Origin of the sequence: Albimonas marina, assembly GCF_029223255.1 — a bacterium.
Taxonomy (GTDB): Bacteria; Pseudomonadota; Alphaproteobacteria; order Rhodobacterales; family Rhodobacteraceae; genus Albimonas.
In genome coordinates, this window is sequence record NZ_JARHUC010000004.1 from 17,554 (window position 1) to 40,244 (window position 22,691).

The 22,691-nt window shown below is 69.1% G+C and carries 24 protein-coding genes; 9 read left to right on the top strand and 15 right to left on the bottom strand.

All coding sequences use genetic code 11. The features are described 5' to 3' along the window. Positions 1–23 precede the first annotated feature (23 nt). Positions 24–707 (bottom strand): FadR/GntR family transcriptional regulator, encoded by a 684-nt coding sequence (locus P2H44_RS11550; RefSeq protein ID WP_275763699.1) that lies wholly within the window; start codon positions 705–707, stop codon positions 24–26. Between the two features lie 113 nt (positions 708–820). On the opposite strand from P2H44_RS11550, the gene P2H44_RS11555 reads away from it, so the two are divergent. Continuing rightward, on the top strand, positions 821–1,570 hold the full coding sequence (locus P2H44_RS11555; protein WP_275763700.1) for a sulfite exporter TauE/SafE family protein: 750 nt from the start codon (positions 821–823) through the stop codon (positions 1,568–1,570). Between the two features lie 389 nt (positions 1,571–1,959). After that, positions 1,960–2,394 (top strand): nucleoside diphosphate kinase regulator, encoded by a 435-nt coding sequence (gene rnk, locus P2H44_RS11560; RefSeq protein ID WP_275763701.1) that lies wholly within the window; start codon positions 1,960–1,962, stop codon positions 2,392–2,394. Between the two features lie 34 nt (positions 2,395–2,428). On the opposite strand, the gene P2H44_RS11565 is transcribed toward rnk, so the two are convergent. Further along, positions 2,429–3,184 (bottom strand): DUF6522 family protein, encoded by a 756-nt coding sequence (locus tag P2H44_RS11565; protein WP_275763702.1) that lies wholly within the window; start codon positions 3,182–3,184, stop codon positions 2,429–2,431. Positions 3,185–3,212: 28 nt separating this feature from the next. Continuing rightward, on the bottom strand, positions 3,213–3,446 hold the full coding sequence (locus tag P2H44_RS11570; RefSeq protein WP_275763703.1) for a hypothetical protein: 234 nt from the start codon (positions 3,444–3,446) through the stop codon (positions 3,213–3,215). 193 nt (positions 3,447–3,639) lie between these two features. Here P2H44_RS11570 and P2H44_RS11575 point away from each other — a divergent pair, with 193 nt between their 5' ends. Then, positions 3,640–4,122, top strand: coding sequence for an RrF2 family transcriptional regulator (locus tag P2H44_RS11575; RefSeq protein ID WP_275763704.1), 483 nt, complete (start codon positions 3,640–3,642; stop codon positions 4,120–4,122). Between the two features lie 5 nt (positions 4,123–4,127). Here the strand turns inward: P2H44_RS11575 and P2H44_RS11580 are convergent, their stop codons facing one another. Then, positions 4,128–5,297, bottom strand: coding sequence for an HPP family protein (locus P2H44_RS11580; protein ID WP_275763705.1), 1,170 nt, complete (start codon positions 5,295–5,297; stop codon positions 4,128–4,130). Between the two features lie 111 nt (positions 5,298–5,408). Between P2H44_RS11580 and P2H44_RS11585 the strand changes: the two genes are divergently transcribed. Continuing rightward, on the top strand, positions 5,409–5,828 hold the full coding sequence (locus P2H44_RS11585; RefSeq protein WP_275763706.1) for a MarR family winged helix-turn-helix transcriptional regulator: 420 nt from the start codon (positions 5,409–5,411) through the stop codon (positions 5,826–5,828). Between the two features lie 197 nt (positions 5,829–6,025). After that, on the top strand, positions 6,026–7,243 hold the full coding sequence (locus tag P2H44_RS11590) for an aminopeptidase P family protein (protein WP_275763707.1): 1,218 nt from the start codon (positions 6,026–6,028) through the stop codon (positions 7,241–7,243). 38 nt (positions 7,244–7,281) lie between these two features. On the opposite strand, the gene P2H44_RS11595 is transcribed toward P2H44_RS11590, so the two are convergent. Next, positions 7,282–8,478, bottom strand: coding sequence for an NnrS family protein (locus P2H44_RS11595; protein WP_275763708.1), 1,197 nt, complete (start codon positions 8,476–8,478; stop codon positions 7,282–7,284). Between the two features lie 100 nt (positions 8,479–8,578). Then, a complete protein-coding gene (locus tag P2H44_RS11600; protein WP_275763709.1) occupies positions 8,579–9,019 on the bottom strand; it encodes a pseudoazurin in 441 nt (146 codons plus the stop codon). A gap of 132 nt (positions 9,020–9,151) precedes the next feature. Between P2H44_RS11600 and P2H44_RS11605 the strand changes: the two genes are divergently transcribed. Next, positions 9,152–9,847, top strand: a complete 696-nt coding sequence (locus tag P2H44_RS11605) for a Crp/Fnr family transcriptional regulator (protein ID WP_275764571.1) — start codon at positions 9,152–9,154, stop codon at positions 9,845–9,847. Here P2H44_RS11605 and P2H44_RS11610 read toward each other — a convergent pair. Next, positions 9,828–10,112, bottom strand: a complete 285-nt coding sequence (locus P2H44_RS11610) for a DUF1858 domain-containing protein (protein ID WP_275763710.1) — start codon at positions 10,110–10,112, stop codon at positions 9,828–9,830. The two genes, P2H44_RS11605 and P2H44_RS11610, sit on opposite strands and share 20 nt — an antisense overlap. 404 nt (positions 10,113–10,516) lie before the next feature. On the opposite strand from P2H44_RS11610, the gene P2H44_RS11615 reads away from it, so the two are divergent. Next, the gene (locus tag P2H44_RS11615; protein WP_275763711.1) at positions 10,517–10,753 is read left to right on the top strand and encodes a cupin domain-containing protein; all 237 of its coding nucleotides are present in this window, start codon (positions 10,517–10,519) and stop codon (positions 10,751–10,753) included. Between the two features lie 522 nt (positions 10,754–11,275). On the opposite strand, the gene P2H44_RS11620 is transcribed toward P2H44_RS11615, so the two are convergent. After that, complete coding sequence (locus P2H44_RS11620; RefSeq protein ID WP_275763712.1) at positions 11,276–12,652, bottom strand: hypothetical protein; 1,377 nt, start codon at positions 12,650–12,652, stop codon at positions 11,276–11,278. Further along, the gene (locus P2H44_RS11625) at positions 12,649–14,427 is read right to left on the bottom strand and encodes a hypothetical protein (protein ID WP_275763713.1); all 1,779 of its coding nucleotides are present in this window, start codon (positions 14,425–14,427) and stop codon (positions 12,649–12,651) included. The genes P2H44_RS11620 and P2H44_RS11625 overlap by 4 nt, the downstream gene beginning before the upstream one ends. A gap of 792 nt (positions 14,428–15,219) precedes the next feature. On the opposite strand from P2H44_RS11625, the gene P2H44_RS11630 reads away from it, so the two are divergent. Both P2H44_RS11630 and P2H44_RS11635 read left to right on the top strand, forming a co-directional pair. Continuing rightward, positions 15,220–15,417, top strand: a complete 198-nt coding sequence (locus tag P2H44_RS11630; RefSeq protein ID WP_275763714.1) for a type II toxin-antitoxin system CcdA family antitoxin — start codon at positions 15,220–15,222, stop codon at positions 15,415–15,417. 446 nt (positions 15,418–15,863) lie between these two features. Next, positions 15,864–17,798 (top strand): hypothetical protein, encoded by a 1,935-nt coding sequence (locus tag P2H44_RS11635; protein ID WP_275763715.1) that lies wholly within the window; start codon positions 15,864–15,866, stop codon positions 17,796–17,798. A gap of 214 nt (positions 17,799–18,012) precedes the next feature. On the opposite strand, the gene P2H44_RS11640 is transcribed toward P2H44_RS11635, so the two are convergent. The 6 genes from P2H44_RS11640 to P2H44_RS11665 all read right to left on the bottom strand — a co-directional run bounded on the left by P2H44_RS11640 (position 18,013) and on the right by P2H44_RS11665 (position 22,373). After that, entirely contained in the window at positions 18,013–18,489 is a 477-nt protein-coding gene (locus P2H44_RS11640) for a hypothetical protein (protein ID WP_275763716.1), read from the bottom strand. Positions 18,490–18,944: 455 nt separating this feature from the next. Beyond that, positions 18,945–19,238, bottom strand: coding sequence for a hypothetical protein (locus P2H44_RS11645; protein ID WP_275763718.1), 294 nt, complete (start codon positions 19,236–19,238; stop codon positions 18,945–18,947). Between the two features lie 119 nt (positions 19,239–19,357). Beyond that, entirely contained in the window at positions 19,358–19,786 is a 429-nt protein-coding gene (locus P2H44_RS11650) for a hypothetical protein (protein WP_275763719.1), read from the bottom strand. Between the two features lie 66 nt (positions 19,787–19,852). Beyond that, a complete protein-coding gene (locus P2H44_RS11655; protein ID WP_275763720.1) occupies positions 19,853–20,242 on the bottom strand; it encodes a hypothetical protein in 390 nt (129 codons plus the stop codon). A gap of 305 nt (positions 20,243–20,547) precedes the next feature. Next, complete coding sequence (locus tag P2H44_RS11660) at positions 20,548–20,832, bottom strand: hypothetical protein (RefSeq protein ID WP_275763721.1); 285 nt, start codon at positions 20,830–20,832, stop codon at positions 20,548–20,550. An 11-nt stretch (positions 20,833–20,843) separates the two neighbouring features. Continuing rightward, a complete protein-coding gene (locus tag P2H44_RS11665; protein ID WP_275763722.1) occupies positions 20,844–22,373 on the bottom strand; it encodes a hypothetical protein in 1,530 nt (509 codons plus the stop codon). Positions 22,374–22,691: the final 318 nt, after the last annotated feature.

Consider the following 22,691-nt stretch of genomic DNA (forward strand, 5'->3'; position numbering starts at 1 on the left):
GGGCTCGGGTGCGCCGGTTGCGCTCAGGGCGCGCGCATCGCGGCGTCGATCGTCTCCAGGTGCCGGCGCATGGCCTCGGCGGCGGCGGCGGGATCGCGGGCGGCGACGGCCTCGACCACGGCGGCGTGCTGGTCGCTGTGGTCGGTCTGGAACTCGTCGGGGCGCAGGCGGCGGTAGGTCGCCTCCCATTCCCGCTGCCAGACCGCGCGCCGACGGGCGCCCGAAAGGAACGACAGCAGGCCGACCAGCACCGGGTTGCCCGCGGTCTCGGCCAGGGCGCGATGGAACCGGTCGTCGGCCAGTTCGCAGGCGGCGCGGTCGCGGGCGACGCGGCCCTCCGCCGCTCGCGCGCGCAGATGCGCGACCGCCGGCGCGTCGGCGCGGCGGGCGGCGGCGGCGGCCACGCCGGGCTCCAGCGCCAGGCGGGCGTCCATCAGATCGCGGGGCGAGCTCGCCTCGATCACCAGCCGGTCGCGGATCGGGCGGCCGGCGGGACGCGGCCCGAGAAAGGCGCCCTGGCCGACATGGCGCCACAGCCGCCCCTCCGCCTCCAGGATGTCGAGCGCGGCGCGCAGCGTCTCCCGGCTGCAGCCCAGTTCAGGCGCGAGGCGGCGCTCCGGCGGCAGGCGGGCGCCGGGGTCGAGCGCGCCGTCCTCGATCATCGCGCGCAAACGTCTCAACGCCTCGTCGCGCGAGATGCGGGTCACAGGCGGTCTCCGATCCGTTCCAGACCAATTTGCAGGCCAATCTCTTTGCGGGCAAGAGCCGGCCGCGACGGGCCGCAGGTCGCCCCGCGCCGATCGATGGAGGGAGCCGCGCGATGGTGGAGTTTCTGGCGCTGGCGGCGGCCGGCTTCCTGGCCGGGGCGCTGAACGCCGTGGCGGGGGGCGGGACCTTCATCACCTTCCCGGCGCTGGTCTGGCTGGGCCTGCCGCCGATCGCGGCGAACGCCACCGCGACGGTGGCAGCCCTGCCGGGCTATGTCGGAAGCGCGCTCGCCTTCCGAAGCGACATCCGCCCCGAGGGCGCGCTGGGTCTGCGCGCGACGGCGCTGTGCGCCGCCTTGGGAGCGGGGATCGGGTCGCTGCTGCTGCTGATCACGCCGTCGAGCCTGTTCGAAGCGGCGGTTCCCTGGCTGCTGGTGGTCGCCACGGGCCTGTTCGCCGTCGGGCCCCGCCTGCTGGCGGCGTTGCGCGCGCGTGGCCGGGGCGTGGCGGGTGTCGGGGTCTCGGCGGCGGCGATCGTCGCCGTCTCGATTTATGGCGGCTACTTCAACGGCGGCCTGGGGATCATGCTGCTCGCGACCTTTGGGTTGCTGGGCTACGTCGATCTGCATGGCATGAACGGGCTGAAGAATACGCTGTCGGCGCTGCTGTCGCTGGTCTCCGCCATCGCCTTTGCCCTGGCCGGCATCGTCGCGTGGCAGCCGGGCGTCGTACTGGCGCTGGCCTGCGCGGCCGGCGGCTGGGCGGGGGCGCGGGCCGCGCGCAGAGCCACTCGCACGGACCGGCTGCGCGTCGGCATCGTCCTGATCGGCCTGGGGGTGAGCGCGGCCTTCTTGCTGCGCTGAACCTCCGGCGCCGGCCGCCCGATTGACCGGCGAGACGATCGCGCTTAGATCGCAACCCATGGTCGATCGAGCGACATATCCCGGCGTGCGTCGCCGCTGCGGCGCTTCCGGCGCACGCCTTCTGCCCCGGACGACGCCTGCGGTCTGACCGCTCCGTCGTCCGGGGAGGATCCCGCCCGCCGCAGCGGATTCCCGACCTTTTCCGACATGCCATCCTCTGCCGATCCCGCTTCGCGCGGGTCCGCTTGGAAGGTTTCCTCACCCCGCCGAAAGGCGTCCGAGGGCGGGACCGGTTCGGCCCCCCTGCGCCCCCTCGACCCGTTCCGCACAGGCGCCCAGCGACCGCAGCCGCGGCGCTCGCGTCCTGCGCGCTCTTGAAAGACAGAAAGATGGATCATTCCACGACGCCCCGCCGCGGCGGCCGCAAGCCTGCCATCGTCATCGACGCCCGGCACATCCCGCATCTCGACGCCCTCGCGCACGGCGCCGCCGCCCGCGATCCGGAGCTCGCCGACCAGCTCCATGCCGAGATCGACCGCGCTCGGGTGGTCGCGGCCGCCCGCATGCCCGCCGATGTGGTCGGCATCGGCAATCGGGTGCGCTATCGCGACGAAACCACCGGCCGCGAGCAGACCGTCAGCCTGGTCTGGCCCGAGGAGTCCGACATCACCGCCGGGCGAGTATCCGTCATGACCCCGATCGGCGTGGCGCTGCTGGGGTTGAAGCAGGGCGCGCGCTTCGACTGGCGCCGCCGCGACGGCGAACGGCGCACGCTGTGCGTGATCGAAGTCCTGCCGGCCCACGCGGGCGAGAGCGTCGGCTGACGCCGGGCCCGCTCCGCACGGCCCTTCGTTCGGCTCATGACGGCAGTCGAAAGCCATCGCCCGCAACCTGCGGCAGCAGGGCCATGCGCAGGCCCGAGGCGATGCGCCTGGCCTTAGACAGGGCCGAGCGCGCGGCCGCCGGCGACAGATGCGCCTCGGTCGCCTCGGCCCACAGGGCCAGCCAGCGCTCGAACATCGCCGCGGTCATCTGCGGCGCGTGCGGGCGGTGGCGGCCGAACGGGTCGCCCTTGTAGGCGCCGCTGCCCAGCAGGGCCGAGGACCAGAAGGCCGCGATCCGCTCCAGATGCGCCGGCCAGTCGGCGACGGCGGCGTTGAACAGCGGTCCCAGCTCGGGATCCGCGCGCACCTGCGCATAGAAGTCGTCGACCAGCGCGCGCAGCGTCGCCTCGTCCGGTCGATCCTCGTCGGCCAGCCGGGACGGCGCGGGCGGCCAGGCCGGCGGCGGCGCGGCCGTCAGCGGCGTGGGGTAGCTCCGCGGCGGGCTCCCGCGCGCGCCCTTCGGCGGGGGCGGAACCGAGATCCGGCTGCGACGCAGCTCGCGCCCCTGCGCATCGACGACCAGCCGCGCCCGGTCCGCGCCGCGCAGGAAGGTCAGGCGCCAGGTCCCGGCGTCCTCGCCCTCCCCTTTCTCCACGCGGGTGACGATGCGGCCCGCGTTCAGCTCCGCGCGCACCTGCTCGGCCGGAAGCCCCAGCAGGGCCGCGAGCCGCTCGGCCTCGATCACGAAGCCGCCCTCGCGGCGCTCCAGCCTTTCGGGGGTGACGGTCATGGCGGATCCTCCCTCGTCTCGCGCCCGGTCAGAGCGCGTCGAGCACTTCTCCGAAGCTGATCGCGAAGGCGGCGGCGACGCCGATCATCAGCATCCAGGTGAAGCCGCGCAGGATCATCGCCCCGATCGGGTCCGCGACGGGCCCTTCGGCCTCGGGGGCGGGCTCGGAGGGGGCGCTCCGCACGATCTTCACGACGAACCAGGCGAGGATCAGCAGAGTCGAGATCCCGGCGATCTTGGCGATGGCGACGGCGGCGAGCATGGCGTGTCCTCTCGAACGGGCCGAAGGCGCGCGCCGGGGCGGGTGTCGCCGGGGCTTCTGAGGCGGGCTTCGGGTCGCTCCCGATATGGGCTCAAAAAGACGCATCTGAAATGCGTCTTTTTGGCCGCGGGGCTTGCGCGCCCCGCCGCGACCCGGCATGTCCCTCTCAGGGGCCGTGACGGGAGCGGACGAGATGCGGCTGACCAAGTTCTCCGACTATGCGCTGCGGCTGCTGATGTACGCCGCGGCTTCCGGCGATCGGCTGGCGACGATCGACGCGGCGGCGGCGGCCTATGGCGTGTCGCGCGCGCATCTGACCAAGATCGTCACGACCCTGGTCCGTGAGGGGTTTCTGGAGGGGGTGCGCGGCCGCTCCGGCGGTTTCCGCCTGGCGCGCCCGGCCGCCGAGATCCGCCTGGGCGACGTCCTGCGCGCGACCGAGCCCGATTTCGACATGGTGGAGTGCTTCGCGACCGGCGAGACCTGCGTGGTCAGCGGCTGCTGCCGGCTTCCCAGGGTGATGCAGCAGGGGCTGGACGCCTTCCTTGCGGTGTTCGACGGCGTCACCCTGGCCGACGTGGCGCTGGCCCCCGACGCTTTCCTGATCCCCATCCGAGACGATGCCCCGAGGGTCCCGAGGCCGACGCCCGGATCGGGCACCCCCGAGGCTGGCTGACCCCCTCAGCTCCGCAACGCCCCCCTGGCCAGCGCCGCGACGAGGTCGGTCCGGGTCACGATCCCAACCAGCTTGCCGCCATGCAGGACCGGCACGGCCTCGGTCTCGCCCTCGGCCAGCATCGGCAGGATCGCCCCCAGCGGGGTCGACGTGGTCGCGCGCGGCCCCGCCACCGACATCACGTCGCCCGCCCGCGCCGGCGTCCGCCAGCCTCGGTCCAGCAGCCGCGACAGCGCGGCGGAGAAGCCTCGCCCCAGCCGGATGCGGTCGGCGACGGCGCGCCGGATCAGGTGCAGCTGGAAGATCACGCCAAGGAAGCTCCCGTCCGGCGCGACCACGGGCAACGAGGCGAAGCCGTGCCGCTCGAACAGGTCCGCCACCGTCGCCAGCGGCGTCGTCGGGCCGACGGTGACCAGGTCGCGGGACATGACCTGCTCGGCCGTCTGCGGGCCCAGCCGACGCCCGGCGGCCTGGATCTCGGCCGCGCCGATCAGGCGGGCGAGGTCCTCGACCCCCAGGTTCAGCGACTGCCGGTAGCGCTCGAGCAGGGCGGCCAGCTCGTCTTCCGACAGGCCAAGGCGTTGGGCGGCGGGAGGATCGGCCGTGCCATGGGCGTTCGTCGCGCCGAAATGGCGGAACGGATAGCGCCGCCCGGTGGCGCGGGCGTAGAGCGCGGCGACGACCACCAGCAGCACGGTCCCCGCCGCCACCGGGGCCAGGGCGAAGCCGAAGCCCAGTTCGCGCACCGCGTCGGGGCTCATCGCCGCGGTCATCGCCACGGCGCCGCCGGGCGGGTGCATGGCGCGCAGCAGCCCCATGACCGCGATCGCCGCCCCCACCGCCAGCGCGATGCGCCAGGCCGGATCGGGGATCAGCAGGCAGGCCGCCACCCCGACCAGCGCCGCCGAGACGTTGCCGACCACCGCCGACCAGGGCTGCGCGAGGGGGCTGTTGGGCACGGCGAAGAGCAGCACCGACGTCGCCCCGAAGGGCGCCACGAGGTAGAGCCCCAGTTCCAGGTCCACGCCGGGCGACAGCGCGAAGAGCCCCGCGGCCAGCAGCCCGACGAAGGCGCCGAGACCGGCCCGCAGCGCCTCGCGCGGCGGCGAGGCGGCGACGGCGGGACCGAGGCTTCTGAGCAGGGCGCGGACGCGCGTCTCTTCCGGATCGCGCATTCCGCGTCCCCCTTGTTCCCGGCGGTTGCGCTCGATTTATATCGCAACACGATGCACCTCAAGCCGCCATCGCGCTTGCCGACGACCGGGACCGGCGCCAGAACGCTGCGCATGACGGCGACGCCCCCCATCGACGACCCGGTCTCGGACGCGGACATCCGCACGCTGGCGGCCTTCCGCCGCCAGCTTCGCGGCTTCCTGCATTTCAGCGAGACCGCCGCCGCCGGCGAGGGGCTGACGCCCCAGCAGCACCAGGCGCTGCTGGCGATCCGGGCGGCGGAGGGGCGCGCGCTTTCGGTCGGGGAGCTGGCCGAGGCGCTGCTCCTGCGCCCCCACAGCGCCAGCGAGCTGGCCAGCCGGCTCGAGGCGCTGGGGCTGGTGCGCCGGCTCGACGACGCGGAGGACGGCCGCCGCCGGGTGATCGCCCCGACCGAGCGGGCCGAGCGCCTGCTGCTGGCCCTGTCGGAGGCGCATCGCGAGGAGCTGCGCCGCCTGCGGCCGCTGCTGGTGGGGCTGCTCGAACGGCTCTGAGATCCCGCTTGATCGGCGCCACGGGCGCGGCTATCGGAGTCGGGCGCGCTCCGCGGCGATGGCGTCGACGCGGGCGGCCGGGGCTGGCCCCGGGCGCGCACCCGCGGCGCCCCTGCGCCCCGGCCCCCTGTCCTGCACGCCCGGATGCCTCGTCGGGCGCGGCGCGTCCCCGTCCGGCGACTGGATGAGGACACGCGATGAGCGGCCTTCCCGACCGTCCCGAAAGCTTCGTGCGCCCCAACGGCCCGCGCGCGCCGCTGCCGTTCTCCGAGGGCGAGTACGCCCGCCGCATCGCCAGCCTGCGCGCGATCATGGCCGAGCGGGGGATCGAGGCGGCGCTGCTGACCTCGATGCACAACATCGCCTACTACACCGGCTTCCTGTACTGCAGCTTCGGGCGGCCCTACGGCTGCGTGGTCACGCCCGAGGCCTGCACCACGATCACCGCCAACATCGACGCCGGCCAGCCGCGGCGGCGCAGCTGGTGCGAGAACGTGATCTACACCGACTGGCGGCGCGGCAACTTCCAGCGCGCCGCAGCCGCGCTGATGGGCGGCGCGCGCCGGGTGGGGATCGAGGCCGACCACCTGACGCTGGCCGCGCGCGACGCGCTGGCGGAAGCGGCGCCGGGGATCGAGCTGGTCGACGTCGCCCAGCCCGCCATGCAGGCCCGCATGATCAAGTCCCCCGAGGAGATCGCCCTGATCCGGGAGGGCGCGCGCATCGCCGACCTCGGCGGCGAGGCGATCCGGAGCGCGATCCGCGAGGGCGCCCGCGAGATCGACGTGGCCATGGCCGGGCGCGACGCGATGGAGCTGGAGATCGCCCGCGCGCACCCGAACTCGGAGCTTCGCGACAGCTGGGTGTGGTTCCAGTCCGGCCTGAACACCGACGGCGCCCACAACCCGGTCACCACCCGCGCCCTGCGCGGCGGCGACCTGCTGAGCCTGAACGCCTTCCCGATGATCTCGGGCTACTACACCGCGCTGGAGCGGACCCTGACGCTGGGCGAGCCGGACGCCGAGACCCTGCGCCTGTGGCGGGCCAACGTCGCCGCCCACGAGCTCGGCCTGTCGCTGATCCGCCCCGGCGTGAGCTGCGCGCAGATCTGCGAGGGGATCAACGCCTTCTTCGCCGAGGAGGGCCTGCTGGAGTTCCGCTCCTTCGGCTACGGCCACTCCTTCGGGATCCTCTCGCACTACTACGGCCGCGAGGCGGGGCTGGAGCTGCGCGAGGACGTGGAGACGGTGCTGGAGCCCGGCATGGTCGTCTCGATGGAGCCGATGCTGTGGATCCCCGAGGGACGCCCCGGCGCCGGCGGCTACCGCGAGCACGACATCCTGGTGGTCGGCGAGACCGGGGCCGAGAACATCACCCGCTTCCCCTACGGACCCGAGGCGAACGTCGTCGCCTGACCACAGCGCCGGGGGCCCCGCGGCCCCCGCCCCCCCGCTCAGGCGCTTGTGCGGGAAGGCGCCTTGCGCCCCGCCCGCGGCCCGAGCAGCCAGGGCGCGGCGCGCCAGGCGAAGATCGCGAAGCCCAGGGTCCAGCCCAGGGCGGCGAGGTCGAGGCTCGCCGCCTCCCATCCCTCCGCCAGCGGTCCCAGCGCCCGCAGCAGCGCCGCCGAGATCACCAGCGCGAAGGCAAGGCTCAGCGCCGGCCCCGCCGCCAGGCTGCGCCCGGTATGGCCGCGTGTGGCGCGGATCATCACCGCCAGCGTCATCGCCGCAATCGCCCCGATCCCCAGCAGATGCAGCCCGGCCGCGGGCGCAAGCCAGCCGGCCTCGCCCATCGCCGCGACGGCGAGGCCCAGCGGCAGGAAGGCGAAGGCCGCATGCAGCATCGCCAGAAGGGGCGAGCACCAGGTCGCCGCCCCCCGCCAGCGCGCCAGCCGCGCCGCCTGAGAGACCGCGCCCGACGCCAGCCCCGCCGCCGCCACGACCGTGCCCGGCGCCGCGATCCAGGCGGCCAGGCCCGCCGCCGCGATCGCGATGCAGATGCCGTCGAAGCGCCCGAACGGCGCGGGCAGGCGCGGCTCCCTCCGCTTCGCCAGCCAGTTGCGGGTGAAGCTGGGGATGATCCGCCCGCCGATCAGCATCACCAGGAAGATCACCACCCCGAAGGCCAGCCTGCGCGAGAGGTCCGAGGACCCCAGCCGAACCGCCTCGACATGGAAGGCGACGTTGGCCGCCAGGAACAGCAGCACCGGGACCACTACCAACAGGTTGCGCCAGTTCCGGCCGGCCACGATCTCGACCGTCGCCATCGCCGCGATCGCGGCCAGGAAGGCGCAGTCTACCGCCGCGACCGCCACGGTGCTCAGCGGGATGATCCCCGCCACCGCCATTCGGCCCGCCAGCCAGAGCGCCGCCAGCGCCGCCAGCGGCCAGCCGCGGGTTGGCATCCGCCCGGTCCAGTTGGGGATCGCGGTGAACAGGAACCCCGCCAGCACCGCACCGACATAGCCGAACAGCATCTCGTGGATATGCCAGTCGACCGGATGGAACGGCCCGCCCAGCTCCAGCGCCCCGCGCCAGGCCAGCATCCAGATCGGAATCGCCGCCAGCGCGAACAGACCCGCGAGCAGAAAGAACGGACGAAAGCCGACGCTCAGCAGCGCCGGCCCCGAAGCCTCCCGAGACTGCGCCATCACGCGCCCTCCTCCAGCAAACGCGGCGCCGGCAGGGCCCCGGCGCCCCTTGCCCCGGCGTCTTGTCAGGAGAAGACGCCGCAGCGATGTCGTTTTCGCCTCACTCCACCTGGGCCAGCAGCGGTTCGAACCGCGCGGCGGCCTTGCCCTTGAGCTTCACGGACTCGACCGCGTCTCGGTTCACCGCCTCGCCGACCTGGATCAGCGCGACCATGCCCATGCCGAAATGCGGCTGGCACTTGACGCCGTAGAGCCCTTCGTCCTCCACCGTCAGCTCGAATTCCTTGTTCATCTTGGAGCGGAACGGCGCGACGTCCTGGGGCAGCATCCCGTCGATGCTGGCGGCGTTGTGCGAGCGATCCGTCGGCACGAAGCGGATCACGTCGCCGGGCGCGGCCTTCACGAAGGCCGGCTCGAAGACCATGGTCCCCTCGGCGCCCTTGTTCAGCATCTGGATCTCGAAGGTCTCGGCCGCCGCCTCTCCGCCCCCGGCGGCGAGGATCGGCAGAAGCAGGGCGGCGAGGGGCAGCAGGCGGGTCATGTCTCGGTCCTTTCGATCGTCAACTGATGCGTTTCGTTGCCCCGGGTTCTGGGCTATGCCGGGCCCGCGGACGTTGCGCGGCCGCAAACTCCGCCGCAAACGGCGCCGCGAAGGATCGAGGGGAGACGCGCCCTGGCCCATCTCGACGAAAGCCTGCTGACCGGCCTGCCGCCGTTCTCCCGCCTCTCGCGCCCGCAGATCCGCGAGATCCTCGACCGCGCCGCGCCGCACCGCTTCGAGGAAGGAACCCCCGTGTTCCGCGAGGGCGAGCCGGCCGAGCGCTTCTTCCTGCTGCTGGACGGCTACATCCGGGTGATCCGCACCACCCCGGGGGGCGAGCAGGTGATCGCCCTGCACATCCCCCCCGGCCAGCTGTTCGGCATCGCCCCCGCCATCGGCCGCGACACCTATCCCGCCACCGCCCAGTGCGCGGCCGAGTCCCTGGCCCTGGCTTGGCCGGTCGGCCTGTGGGCCCCCTTCGTCGCCGACTACGACGGCTTCGCCACCGAAACCTACAAGACCCTCGGCGCCCGCCTGGGCGAGTTCCAGACCCGCGTCACCGAGCTCGCCACCCAGGCGGTCGAGCAGCGCGTCGCCGCCTGCCTTCTGCGCATGGTCAACCAGTCGGGCCGCCGGGTGGAGGGCGGCATCGAGATCGCCTTCCCGATCACCCGCGCCAATATCGCGGACATGACCGGGGCGACGCTGCACACCGTCTCGCGGCTGCTGTCGGCGTGGGAGAAGGAGGGCGTGGTCTCGTCGGCCCGCCGCAAGGTGACCGTCACCGCGCCCCACCGGCTGGTCGAGCTCAGCGGCGAGGGGGGCTGACCTCCGGATCCTCGTTCCCTTCCCCCTCGGTCACTTCCCCCCGGGCGGCGGTCGTTGCGCGGATATCGGCGCGAAGTCCCGCCGGATCGACGCCGTATTCGGCGCAGGCGTCCGTCAGGCTGTGAAACGGAGCGATGGGGCAGCCCGGGCAGCGCATGCCGCGCGCCCAGAACGCCGCGGCCGCCTCCGGCTGGCGTGCGAAAAGCTCGGCGAGCGTTTCTTCAGCTTCTCCCCCGCGGGTCTCTGGGGAGCGGCATAGGGTCATCGGGCGTCTCCTGTCCGGGGCGCCCTCAACTTGCCTGAGACAGAGATGGCGAACGTTGCGTCGGCTCAATGTCCGAGGCGTGCGCCGCCGGATGGATCCGTTGGAAACGGCGGCGGTGGAGTCGTGCCGCCACTCCCAGTTTCGGCTCCGCCAGCTGGGGCCCCGGCCTTCTGATGTGCATCGTGCCCTATGCGGATCGGCCCTCTAATTGCGGTGCTGGGTCAAGCCTGTTTCGGTATCCGCGCCGGGGTCATGGTCCAGCACGGCTCAAGGATGGTCGAGACGAGATACCCGAGATTCCAGCTGCGAGCGGTCCAGGTCTCTGGGGGCAGAGCAACCGCCACCCCGCGCCCGTCCACGGCTTCGTCCTGAAGGGCCGCTGGCATTATCTCGAACACGATTGGGTGGCCGAGGAAGGCGGCTACGTCTTCGAGTCCCCGGGCGAGACCCGCACCCTGGTGGTTCCCGAGGACGTGACCGAGATGATCACCTACTTCCAGGTCAACGGCGTGATGATCTACGTCGACCCCAGGGGGAAGACGGTGGGCTACGAGGACGTGTTCACCAAGATCGACATGTGCCGGGCGCACTACGAGGCCGTCGGCCTGGGCGCCGACTACGTGGACCGCTTCACACGCTGACCGGCCAACCCGCGCCCTCCCGGAGAGGGAGCGCGGGCTTCGATCAGTCGACAAGCCCAGCATCGTCCTCATACGATTGGCCTGCAGTAGTGCCCATTGCAGCAGACAACACTCTGCGGGTTCCGCCCGAATTGAGTCGTGCACATGAAGACGAGCGATCAGCGGGAGATCAAGCGTCAAATCGGCTCCGACACTTGCGTCGGGCATGAGGCGCACGAAGACCGAAGCGCACAGGTTGTCGGGATTTTTCCATGTTTCGCACGGAGATCCGCGAACAGAACCTCGATACATGTCGGGAGGCCTCAGTGCAGATGTCGGGAGACTGGCGGGGGTGTCAGGACTTCCCGACCTGGTTTGTGCTGAGACCTCCCGATCAGGAGACGCCGACCCTACCGACGGTTCGGCGATCCGTTCGATGACGTAAGTGGGCCCGATGCGGACGTGCGCTTCGCTTGATGGGTATTCGGGATCGGCTATGCATGCACGGATAGGGAGCCCCTGCGCATGGTCCAGACAGCGGGCTCAAGCGAACGGGTCGTCATCCTCGTCCTGATCCAGGCGGAGCTCGTTCAGTTCCGCCTCCATCGCGCTCTGCGCCGTCTCCAACGCCTGCCTTGCGAACTCCTCGCCCTGGTAGGCCTTGGCCGTCCGTTCAGACCGCTGGCCGGTCATGAGCATGGCGGTGCGGGTGGGGACCTGGGCGTGGATCAGGGTGCGGGCGATGTGTTCGCCGGTTCCGAGGTGGCGGCGCCAGAGGTCGGAGACGTAGCCCGGGCCCGCGGGCGTGCCGGCGGGGGTCAGGAACAGGGCCCGTTGACGTGCAAGGCAATCGTCGCGCAGGTCATCGAGCCAGGCGGGGTCCGCGCCGCGGAGGATCAGCGTGTCGATATAGGGGTCGACGCGGCGGTCGAAGCGGAGGCCGTAGGCGTTCTTCCCTTTCGACAGATGCATCGAGAGGGACCAGCCCTCGGCGTCCCAGCGAAGCTGCCGGCCGAAGTGCAGGGCGGTGTCGGCTAGCCGCACGGGGGCGAGGGCGAAGAGGGCGAGGGCGGCGGCGGCGTTCTCGAGGGTTCGGCGTGAACGACGCGGCTGGGTCGCCTGGGCTTCGCGCAGCAACGCCTCGGCTTTCACGATCACATCCACCGTCGTGCCGATGGCATGGACCTTCCCGTGCTTCAGAGCCGGGGTCAGGCGTTCGTCCTTCCCGAGGGTGTTGTACGTCCTCTGCAGGGCTTCGATCAGGTCCGGCGACATCGCGGCATGTCGGGCGAAGCGACACAACTCCTCGAAGCTGGCCCGGAGGGTCGCCGGGCGGAGGCCGCGCGCCTGAAGGTCCGTGTAGTAGGCCCGCGCCGTGGCGACGGAGAGCTCGTCGGGCAGACCTGCCTTCCGCGCGGACCAGATCAGCTGGCGCAGCTTCTGATCCATGCGCTTGACGATAGACGGCGCGGGCGGCGCCATGTCGACGACGCTCTCCCCAAGGGCGAGGCCGTCGAGGATCTTGCGCCAGGCTGGCGGCAGGTCCTCCGGCGGAACGGAGACCGAGCGGCCCGGCCGCTCCTTGCCAGGTCTCCCGCTCCTTCTCGCCGCGTCGCAGGCCCGGTCCTTTCGCCGGATGGCCTCCTCGAGGCGCTCAAGCACCGGGTGCGCGCCGATCAGGCGCTCCAGCACCTTCCGCTGGCGTCGCAGCCTGTTCGCGGAGACCCGCTCGCGGTCCATCGCCAGGATGTCCTCGACGCCGGGATCCGTGCGGCCCGTCTCTTCGACCCACGCGTAGAACGCGTCGGCGTCGCGGAGTTCGGCGAGGGAGAAGGCCTCGAGATCGACGCCGCGCTCGAAGAAGGGCAGCCAGCGCGGGTGGTTCAGCAGGCGCTCGCGCGCGGTCAGGGATCCGCTCATCGCCGCGCCCCCGCTTCGTCCAGGATCGCGGCCTGCGCCGCGGCGATCTGCAGCCGGGGCGAGATCCAGGCGTAATACTTCGCCGCCGTCCCGACCGTGTCGCCCAAGCATTGGGCCACGAGGGCGATCTGCTCCGGATCGCGGTTCACCAGGATCGACGCCACCGCGTGGCGGAAGTTGTGCGGAGCCATCCGACGCCCGGAGATCCGGACATGCTCGGACAGCCAGCTCGCCGCCGTCGCCGCGGGCAAGGGCTCGCCCGGCGATTCGATCGCGGGGAACAGGTGCTCGCTGTCTTCGTGCTGCGGGTAGAGCGGACGGATGACCTTCAGATACCATTCCAGCGTCTGCAGCGCCCGAGCGCCGTTCCGCGTGATCAGGATCGTCGGCAGCGTCGCCTTGTTCTTCACCCAGGCCGGGGGCATCACGATCTTCGCATGCGGCGTCTTCGCCGTCGGCATCATCAGCTCTGGGCTCTCGCCGAGATGGCGCAGCCGCAGCACGTTCGCGATGCGGAACGGGGCGCCGTAGGTCTCGATCGCGGCGATGCAGGCCAGCGTGCCGAGCGCCCGCGCGTCGACCCGTTCGTCGTCCCGCAACTCCCGTCCCTCCGCCGTCGCCTGCTCCAGGATCTTCCTGGCGCCGCGGGCGAGATCCTGGTTGAGCCGCAGGAACGTCCGTTTCGCGGACGGGGTCTCGATCAGATGCTCGCAGAAGGCCCGCGTCTTCGGGGACATCTCGTCGGACGCCTTGAGGCCGGCCTTCAGCGCGGGATTTCTCCGGCAATGCAGTCGGAGGTGCGCCGCGTCGACGCCGTTGCGCTCCGCCACCGTCGCGATCGCGATCGTGTAGGTCGCCGCGGTTCGCGGCGAGATCCCGGCCTCCGCCGACCGGGTCCAGTCGCGCAGCACCAGGACCGCGAGGTCCGGCTCCAGCAGCGGCGTGAGGCCGTTCACCTGGCGGAGGTCGCGCAGGCCGAGCCGCTCGATCGTCGACAGCCACTTCCGCAGGGCGGCGTGGTGCACGCCAAGCGCGCCTTCGGACGGGGTGGTGGCGAAGGCCTCGGTGATCTCGTCCCAGTCGTGATGGGTCGCCCTGTCGATCCAGGCCGAGATCTCCAGCTCCAGCGCCTCCGGGATATCTCCGTTCGGGCGCCGCCGCACGCGCCTGACTTCGCCGATCGGGTCCGCCGGCAGCAGGTCCGCCAGCTCCGGCAGGAACCGGAGCCAGTCCATGAACGCGAGACCCTTCTCGAGGGTGCGGCGACGCGCGACGCCGCAATCGTCGACCATCCGGAGCGCCGCCTCGCACTCGACCTGCCAGGGCTGGAGGTCGAGCCGGCGCGCGTCGTCGGCCACGGCCTTCAGCGGGATGAGGCGCTGGGGCTGGATCGCCGCGTCCATCCGGCTGCCCTCGGTATAAGGCTCCAGCCGCTCGACCAGCTCCGCCCAGCCGTCGACGCGGCTCCGGCGCGCCTTCGCCGCCGCCAGCTCGCCGGTCGCGTTCTTGATCGCGGCGATGACCTTGCCGCGCCAGCGCTGATACGCGACCTGCGTGCGGAAGCCCGTGCCGAGCGCGTCGCGCGGCCACCGGGCTTCGAAGGCGACGAGATCCGCGGGAATGCGCTCCAGGTCGTGACCGTAGAGTTTCGCGCAGCGGCGGACCGGGCTGTCGTAGTCCGTCAGCTCCCTGGCGATGACGTGCTCATGGACCTGCTGCATCGTCAGGAGGGCGGGCGCGGCGAAGGGCGCGGCGACGGGGGCGGGATGGGTCATGCAGACCTCCGAAAAATGATCGCTGAACGGAAGATTGGCCGTTATCCGGCGCGACGAAGCGGGAAATGACGAACGCCGATCCGTTTGGCTGTGCCTAAAACGGCGGGGTGTTTCGCACTTTTCCCGTTACCCCGCATTCTGGCCGTTAAGCCGGGGCGCCCCGCGAAGATCGTCATTTTTCGCAGCGCGGAGCGCTTTCTTCGAATTACTTGGGCGAGCATTGTCGACCTCTTGCCACTGCGCCAGGAGCGACGCGGGCAGGAGGTGGGTCGATGCGGATTGCGCGCAAAACGCCGGATAACGCCCGGACGCCAATTTCTCGATGGGGTCGACTCCCCGACCCCGATCCGAGCCCCCGACGCCGCCTCGCGTGATCCGGGCCCGGCGCCTGATATGAAGCCGGACGATCGCCGGCCGCCCGCCTCGCCCACGCCGAAGCGCCCTCGCCATCGACCGGCGCGATCGACCTCGAGTCTCGGTCCACGCTCGCGTTTCCGGCGAAAGCCTCGTCGCGCCCGGCATCTCCGTGCCTCGCTTCTCGCCGCTCCGCAGAGAGAGGCCCCAAGGGACCCGTCGGGTCGACGGTCGCGACCAGCAGGATCGTGCCGAAATTCGACGGCGTGGATGGCGGAGACGGCGCGCATCCCCCGAACCGGGACAGCGACCTCACCCCGGTTCGACGCCGCTGCCCAAACGTGAACCCGGCGTCGGGATCGGGCGTCGCGGAGCAACCGGATGTCGCCCGCCGAATGACGCATCCTGCCTGCGCATCAACGGAAGCGCAGGCCCCGCATGACCGAGCCCCGGTACGACGACGACCGCGACCTGCCCGCGCCGAAGCATCCCGCGAGGGTCCTCGACAGCACGGCCCTGCGTCCCGCCGAAGCCAGCGAGCCATCCCGCGAGCAGGATGCCGCTGGCGCGATCGCCGACTACAACAGCTTCATCGAGGCGAATGGCCTGCCCCTGGCCAGGTACAGGAAGTTCTGACTCCACCGCCCGCGCTCGCCGAGCCGGCGGATCCTCTCCTGCTGCAGCCGACGCTTTGCTCGAAGCCTCGCGTAGGCGGCTGAGAAACGACACGAACGGCCCTGAGCGGACATCCTTGCGTGCCGCAGCGAACGGCGAGATCGAGTCCAATCTTGACAATGGAGGTGGTGTAGCGGCGTCACGCGAAAGCCCGGATTGCTGACCATCGCTGCCCCGAGTATCAATGGCAGAGTGGCGAAAGAAGCGGAGGTCGCAAGATTTGCTGGTAAGCCCATCCATGAACCAAATTCGAACGTCGATAGACAGCTTAAGTGTGTGCCGTCCAATGCGTGAATATACCTCGCATCTCGCAGGATGCCCATGGGGAATAAAGTAAAAATTTGCCCCAAGGTGATACGTCCAGATCAGCTGTTCATTTGACCCTGGTAATGCAAGGCTCGATCAAGATGAAGATATTCATTTCCCATGCATCCCGAAATGCGTCCTACGGACATGCGCTAGTATCGTTGTTGACGGGGGTAGGCGTCGCTCGCGAAGAAATTGTATTCACAAGTGATGTATCATGTGGAGTTCCACTTGGCGAGAACATCTTCAGGTGGCTGAAGAGTCAAATCGTCGATAAGCCATTTGTTATTTTTCTACTCTCGCGTGACTATTGCCAAAGCATCGCGTGCCTCAACGAGATGGGAGCAGCTTGGGTTGTGGAGAGCCAGCATGCAGCAATATTTACGCCGAGCTTCGATCTCGACGATAGTAAATTCAGGAATGGAGCCTTGGACCCGAGGGAGCTTGGATTTTACATCAATGATGAAGATAGGGTCACAGAATTCATTGAGAGTTTGAGGGGCAATTTTGAGATCACATCCAATCAAGTCGCGGTGAATCAAAGGCGACGGGAATTCCTTGATAAAATATCAGCGCTTGAACGCCAAGATGGCATTGCGAGCGAGGGGCGAGTGGGAGGAATTGTATCTCCTCAAGAGCCGACTGAGAGAAATGGGAGTTCATCCACGGAGCTTTACGTCCCAAGTGCTTCGTCGGATTTGACCGACTTCAGACGTCAGTTCCTCGCTGGGCTATTCCACGAAGATGAGGAACACTCAAGTAGGGTCTCCCAAGCCTACCTTGCGACGCTGAGTCTCGAGGATCGCGATGCGATTGGCGAGTGGAAATCGTTTTGCGAGCTTTTCAAGCTGACGTGGGGCAAGCATGGGGATTTGGCCAAGCTCGCCGCGCTAATCAATGAACACGAGAATAATCCGCTAATACATGAGCGTGTGGCGAGCGGCTATCTGCACTTCGGTGATGTGAAGAAGGCTCAATGTCATTTTCGTGCGGCGATTGATCATTCCAATGATCGCAGCCGAAAAATTGCCTTGTTGGGGGAGCTGGCGCTTGCTGCTCAGACGGAGGGTTGCTGCAAAGATATACACCCAATCATAGTTGAAATGCGCGAGCTCGTAGATGGCCCGGAAACTGAAGAAACTCTGCTGGCGACGATTGCGAAGTTTTCTGATTGGCATCGAGATGATGCGTTGAAGGCGGCAATGTTGGAACGGCAGCTTTCAATTGATCCAACTGACATATCAAAACGGTTTCAGCTTGCTTATCTCCATTCGCAGATAGGCAATGAGGCTCTCGCCATGTTCCACTATGAAAAGATTCCCGCCAATCTTAGGGATGGAACGACTTGGAACAACTTAGGCGTCGCCTATCGACATTTCTCTTTGTTTGAAAAGTCAATCAGCGCTTACAGGGCTGCTGCGGGAAGGGGTGAAACGCTTGCGATGAGCAACCTTGCAAACGAATACATTCGCGCTGGATTTCTATCCGAGGCTGGCGAAATACTCAAAGAAGCCCAGAAGCATCAGGATTGTCACAGCAATGTGGCGTCGGCGCTTGTTCGCCTAAATGAAGTTCCCGAAGAGGAAGCTAAAACCCATAAAGAAAATTTGAAAGGGGTGAAGCCCAAGAGTGAGTTTCTGAGCTACGTCGGTCAGCATCTTTGGCTGAATACACCTGGCACCGTTTCTCGAAAGATGAGCGACGCAGACTGTGAATTGGAAGTGACGGTGGAAGGCGAAAAATTCTTCGCAAGCGGCGAATTTAATAGAAGTGAAGATGCAATAGTCAATGCCTTGATGGGTGTCTCACGTCAACCCAAGGCTGAGACCTACCGTGTCGAATACAAGGGTTGCCTTGTTGGAAGAGTGGCAATCGGGGAGCGTTTAAAACACAAGGACAATGATCATCCGGGGGCCTCCTCGATTCTCTCTATTTCCGCGGCTGCGCAGAAATTTATTATTGTGTTTGCTGATGGTGCAACAAATCTTCGCGGAATGGTTGGCAGTGACTTGTTGGAGTTTCGCCTGCACGAATAATGGGCTAGCTGGTCGCTTGGCACTGAGGCCAGTAGCCTTCAGAAACTGAGCAAGGATCGCAATAGTCCCCTCAGTCGAACTCCTCCAAGCCCTTCGTGCAGGCAATAAACGAAAGGCGTTTTCGGGTCGGTCAGCTGCGGCGCGAATATGAATGTTGAGAAAAGGTCGTATGCGACTGGATTGCCTGAGCTTTTGTCGCGACACGGCAAGCATGCTAACGGAAATGGATGGGGGAGCTCCAAGCGTCATTCGATGAATGCGCTCTCGCAACGAAATTGATCAGCTGGTGCCCCGCTTCAAGAAACTCCCGTGTTCGATCATGTGTGAAAGGCGCCGGGAGCTGAGCTTTGTTTCCGTGTGCAATATTGTTGCGTAGCTGAGCATAGCTGCGCCCTAGCAATGTTTGCCAAGAAGAAACTCGAACTTCGTCACTGTCCCATTTTAACCCGCCGCCCTCCCGTATTGTTAGATACTGGGGAGGTGTTTCTATGAAAATCTGAAATCCGTGTCCTGCGAAATCAAAGCTGGCGAAAGGGTGCTTTTCTTCCAGTGATTGACCTATCTGGTCCCAGTTGATGCCCCTAACTGCTCGTGTAGCTCCATCCATATGCGCGAAGGAATGGTCGTGATTGACCAAGAAGAACTCGAGCTTGGCCGCTAAAAGTATGAATTTTGCGATCTCTTGGTCCAAGCCAGCCTCCCTCACATTGGCTCTAGCCTACAACTGAAGCTGGCCAGCGGCAACTCAGCCTTGCCATTCGGCATTTGTCCGCTTTGGCAAGCTGCGTCGCAGCATTCATTCTCCATGCTTGGGTCCGGATTGGGCCGGATCACGGTCAATAGCGTTGATCGGCCGAGTGTCCGGAAGGTCCGCGTTGCCGACCTCCGTTGGAGGCGCAGCGAACGGCGGCTTCCCGCCCGATCGAGCCGATCGCGCGCGCTTCGGTAGTGACAAGCCGTCTGTTCGCCGGCGCCTCCCGCGTGGATGTCGGCGAAGCTGTTCCGCCGAGACGCCGGCTTCCCGATGCGATCATAGGTGTCCGGCCTGGAATGTCGGATGGGGCCGCCGATCGCTTCCGCAACCGCATGTACGACCTGGGGGAGATCCGCAACCGGCCCGGATCCGGGCCGGGCTCCGGTTCATGGCTAGTCGACGCCGCCATTGAGGATCACGTCGAGGCGGCCGGTGCGGAGTGGGATGAAGAGGTCTTCGCCCTGGAGGACCGCTTGCATGTCGAGGCGATCGCCGGGGAGGGCGATGCGGAGAAGGTCGATGGCGGCGGGGCGGTGCACGCTCAGCGACCGGCGGGCGCCGGGCGGGACGAGGCTGGGGGCTTCGGATCGGTCGATCAGGATCGCGCAGGTCGCGAAGCGGCGGCCGCCTGGCAGGCGTCCGATCGTCGGGAAGTCGCGCAGGTGGGCGGTGATGCGCACGTGCATGCTGGGCCTTCTGTCTGTCTGGGTGTCTTTCGCGGCGGGCGGCTGCGGACGTGCGGCGAACGCATCCGCAGTCGGTGTCCTGCCGGCGCCTGGAGGCGTCGGGCGCCGGCGCTTTCGGGTTACGGCCGGGCGAGGCGGCGCAGGGCGGCCTCGGCGGCGAAGTGGTCGATCACGCTGCGGCGGAGGAGGAGCAAGCGGCGCAGGGTGTCGGCGGTCTCGGCCATCGTTTCTCCCCGGGGCGAGCGGAGGGGCACCTCGACGAGGCCGAATCCGAGGTCCTGGTCCTCGACGGGCGAGAGGGCGGCGAAGGCGGTTCGCGTGCCGCGGGTCTCGAGGGCGACGACCGCCTCCGTCGCCGCCAGGAGCGCCTCCAGGACGACCTGGTCCTCGGCGGCGAACGGCTCGCCGTCGGCCAGGCGTCGGCGTGCGGCGTTGGCGGTCGGCATGTTCAGGCGGCCGAATTCGGCGGCCAGGGTCTCGGCGATGGCGCGGCCGAGGCGCACGGCGGCGGTCGCCCGGAAGAGGACGGCCTGGTCGGTTTTGGTCATGATCGAACCTGCGGATGTTCGCGCGCGATCCTGCGCGTCAAGCGGCCCCCGGAGGGGCCGGGGAGATCAGGCGACGCGGTCGAGCGGGACCGCTTCCCGGATCTCCATGTCGGCGAGGGCCTCGAGCAGGGACGTCAGCGCGTCGGTGAGCAGGCAGATCTCCTCGACCGCGGGGCTCGCGGGGTCGATCGCCGCGAAGAAGGCCGCCGCGTCGGAGTCGGGGTCGTCGACGTCCTGGAGCGAGAGCAGCCGGTGCAGCGCCACCAGCTCCGCCCGCAGGCGACGGGTCAGGCGGGGCGCGCCGGCGAGGTCGCGGATCAGCCGGCCGGTGCGCCGGCGGGCGGCGTCGCCGCCGAGCAGCTCGGCACCCGAGAGCAGGGCGTCGGCCCGGTCGGTCGTGAAGCGGGACGCGGCCTCGGCCGCGGGCTCGGAGAGCGGGGTGTCGGAATCGTACATTCTGGGCGTTCCATCGCGAACGCCGAGCGGAAGCGCTCGGTCAAGAGCCGCCTGCTTTCGGCGGCGTGGCCCTTGCGGGCCGGGGTCTCGCCCAGACGACCCCGGCCCGCCAGGGGCCCGCCGCCTTTTCGAGGACCCTCGTTCACGGCCGCGCGGCCGTGGTCTTCGAGCGCTCAGGCGCATCGGCATCAGCAAGCGGCGCCTGCCGGCGATCTCGACATTCAGCCTGGATTGGCCGCGGAGAATCTCGCCTGGCGCCGTCGTCGCCCGGCGTGCCGAACCCTGGACGCGGTCCGACCCGGCGATCAGACCGGCCGGCCCATCAGGTCGACCTTGCCGGTCGGACGCGCCGGAGGTTCGGGGCTCGCGGGAGGCGTCGGCGCCGCCTCTTTCTTCCTGTCTTTCAAGGCCTTGGGATACTGCGGAACCTCGTCCCCGTCGCACCAGGCCAGCGCCTGCGCGGCGTGGAACCGCCGCGTCCTGGGGCCGAGCGCGTAGTGCGGGAGGTCCGGGAACCGGCCCTCCCGAAGCTTGCGCCGGAACGTGCCGACCGCCTCGCCGCGCTGGACCGCGACCTCCGCCAGCGTCATCAGCGGCGCCTTCAGCTCTGCGATCTGCTCAGGCGCAGGCGCGCCGATCCCCATCGCGCGCCAGACCGCGATCCACGGATACCGTCCCGCCCGCGCGCGCAGGCCGAGGCGCTCCGCGAAGCCCGGCGCTTCGCTCCGGTTGACCCGCCACCAGGCGGCGAGCTCGGCGATGGTGCAGCTGCCGGGGCTGTTTCCACGGTCTCCGGACATCCGGTCGTCTCCTCGATCCGTTCGGGATCGGGAGATGGGTTCGTCTCTGGCGACGCGGAAACGCGGGAGGCGGCCTTCGCGGATCTTTTTCGGGGCGGGCGAACCTGATCCAGTTCAACGTCTTCCAGGAAAGCCGCCTCGCCATCCTCGGTCGCAAGCGAAATGCCCGCCTCGGCGAGATCCTCCCAGAGCGCCAGCTGCGAGCACCGCTGCCGCTGGCGGGCGAGAGGTCCGACCGCCAGCGGCTCTCGCGGCAGGCGCGCCGCCTGGTCCGGCAGGAGCGCCCGCAGAACGTCGAGCCCGCGCAGGCCGACGCGGAAGGCCGACCGCGCGGCCTGATCCGGCATCGCGTCGTGAGTCGCGCTCGCCCAGGCATGGTCGAGCTCCGGCAGGCGCAGGCCGGCGCGATCGGCCGGACCCTTGACCAGGCTCAGGTAGCTTTCGAACCCGCAGATCCCTGCGTCGCGGGCGGCTTGCCGGACGACCGCCCATTCGCCGGGGCATCGCAGGATCTCGCCCGGCAGGAACTCCTCCAGCCCCGGGAGCCCCTGCAGCGCGAGCAGGCGTCGGACGCCTTGCCGGAACTGGCTGCGCGCCCGGCCCTCCAGCCCACCGTCGACCTCGTCGATCCAGGCTTGCGTCAGGTCGCGCGGCGCCAGCTCGTGCTCATCCGCGCGCCTCTTCAGGTGCGAGATGTGGTTGAGCTGCTCCCGCTCCCCCGCCCGCCGCGCCGCGGCCCGCATCCGCGCCCAGACGCAGTCCTCGCCGATCTTTGGCATTGGCCCGAGCGGCTCTTCCGGCAGCAGCCCCGAGGCGCGGATCGCCGCAACCTGGCGCCAGGCGTCCAACGCGGCCACGCCCAGCCGGAAGGTCGCCCGTGCATGGCCGTCGAGCCGGTCGTTGACGTCCAGCGCCCAGGCCCGATCGAGATCCCTCGACGCCAGCCCGCTCTCGTTCGCAAGCCTCTCCACCTTGTAGAGCCCGTTGATCCGGTGCTGCGGCTCCTCCGCGACCCGCGCCAGCCGCCGAAGCCGCGCCCAGGGGCAGGCGTCGACCAACCCCGCCGCCTCGAAGACGCCGAGAAGCGCGCCGCGCCACGCGGCCATGTCTCGGGAGCTCAAGAACGCGCCCGGCCTCGCGGCCCGCGGAACATCGTCGAGCAGCGCCGGATCCGCCGCGATCGCCGCCAGCGGCCGACCAACCAGCGCCGCCGTCCGATGCAGCGCCAACCGCGACGCCGGCCAGTTCGCGACGGCGAGATGTCCGGCTTCGCCCAGCGCGAGGAGGTCGGAGAGGTATGAGGGGCGGGGGAGAGGGGTCTGATATGTCATTGGTGCAAGATTGGTCCGTTCGACAAACACGGAAATCGATCGGTGAATTTCCAGAAGTTTCGCACGGGGCGCCTGCCGCAGACGGACGGGCGGCAGCTCACCCGCGTGGCTGCCGCCCGGCCGTCAGCGGCGGGCGATCCGGCTTTCCCCATCGCTTCAAGCGCGACGCAGTCGCTGCCGTAGCGCTGCAAGTCCCGACTTTTCAGCCAGACAAGCGAAGGGGAGCGGCTCGCGACTTTGCGGACGATAGGGGCGCCTCGAAGTACGAACCGCGGCGCTGGGGGTGATGTCCCGCGTTTCGACGGACCGAAGGCGAGA

Coding starts and splice junctions, on each gene's coding strand:
- P2H44_RS11555 (WP_275763700.1), top strand. CDS start 821: ATGGTGGAGTTTCTGGCGCTGGCGGCGGCCGGCTTCCTGGCCGGGGCG.
- rnk (WP_275763701.1), top strand. CDS start 1,960: ATGGATCATTCCACGACGCCCCGCCGCGGCGGCCGCAAGCCTGCCATC.
- P2H44_RS11565 (WP_275763702.1), bottom strand. CDS start 3,184: ATGACCGTCACCCCCGAAAGGCTGGAGCGCCGCGAGGGCGGCTTCGTG.
- P2H44_RS11570 (WP_275763703.1), bottom strand. CDS start 3,446: ATGCTCGCCGCCGTCGCCATCGCCAAGATCGCCGGGATCTCGACTCTG.
- P2H44_RS11575 (WP_275763704.1), top strand. CDS start 3,640: ATGCGGCTGACCAAGTTCTCCGACTATGCGCTGCGGCTGCTGATGTAC.
- P2H44_RS11580 (WP_275763705.1), bottom strand. CDS start 5,297: ATGCGCGATCCGGAAGAGACGCGCGTCCGCGCCCTGCTCAGAAGCCTC.
- P2H44_RS11585 (WP_275763706.1), top strand. CDS start 5,409: ATGACGGCGACGCCCCCCATCGACGACCCGGTCTCGGACGCGGACATC.
- P2H44_RS11590 (WP_275763707.1), top strand. CDS start 6,026: ATGAGCGGCCTTCCCGACCGTCCCGAAAGCTTCGTGCGCCCCAACGGC.
- P2H44_RS11595 (WP_275763708.1), bottom strand. CDS start 8,478: ATGGCGCAGTCTCGGGAGGCTTCGGGGCCGGCGCTGCTGAGCGTCGGC.
- P2H44_RS11600 (WP_275763709.1), bottom strand. CDS start 9,019: ATGACCCGCCTGCTGCCCCTCGCCGCCCTGCTTCTGCCGATCCTCGCC.
- P2H44_RS11610 (WP_275763710.1), bottom strand. CDS start 10,112: ATGACCCTATGCCGCTCCCCAGAGACCCGCGGGGGAGAAGCTGAAGAA.
- P2H44_RS11620 (WP_275763712.1), bottom strand. CDS start 12,652: ATGAGCGGATCCCTGACCGCGCGCGAGCGCCTGCTGAACCACCCGCGC.
- P2H44_RS11625 (WP_275763713.1), bottom strand. CDS start 14,427: ATGACCCATCCCGCCCCCGTCGCCGCGCCCTTCGCCGCGCCCGCCCTC.
- P2H44_RS11630 (WP_275763714.1), top strand. CDS start 15,220: ATGACCGAGCCCCGGTACGACGACGACCGCGACCTGCCCGCGCCGAAG.
- P2H44_RS11635 (WP_275763715.1), top strand. CDS start 15,864: ATGAAGATATTCATTTCCCATGCATCCCGAAATGCGTCCTACGGACAT.
- P2H44_RS11645 (WP_275763718.1), bottom strand. CDS start 19,238: ATGCACGTGCGCATCACCGCCCACCTGCGCGACTTCCCGACGATCGGA.
- P2H44_RS11650 (WP_275763719.1), bottom strand. CDS start 19,786: ATGACCAAAACCGACCAGGCCGTCCTCTTCCGGGCGACCGCCGCCGTG.
- P2H44_RS11655 (WP_275763720.1), bottom strand. CDS start 20,242: ATGTACGATTCCGACACCCCGCTCTCCGAGCCCGCGGCCGAGGCCGCG.
- P2H44_RS11660 (WP_275763721.1), bottom strand. CDS start 20,832: ATGACGCTGGCGGAGGTCGCGGTCCAGCGCGGCGAGGCGGTCGGCACG.
- P2H44_RS11665 (WP_275763722.1), bottom strand. CDS start 22,373: ATGACATATCAGACCCCTCTCCCCCGCCCCTCATACCTCTCCGACCTC.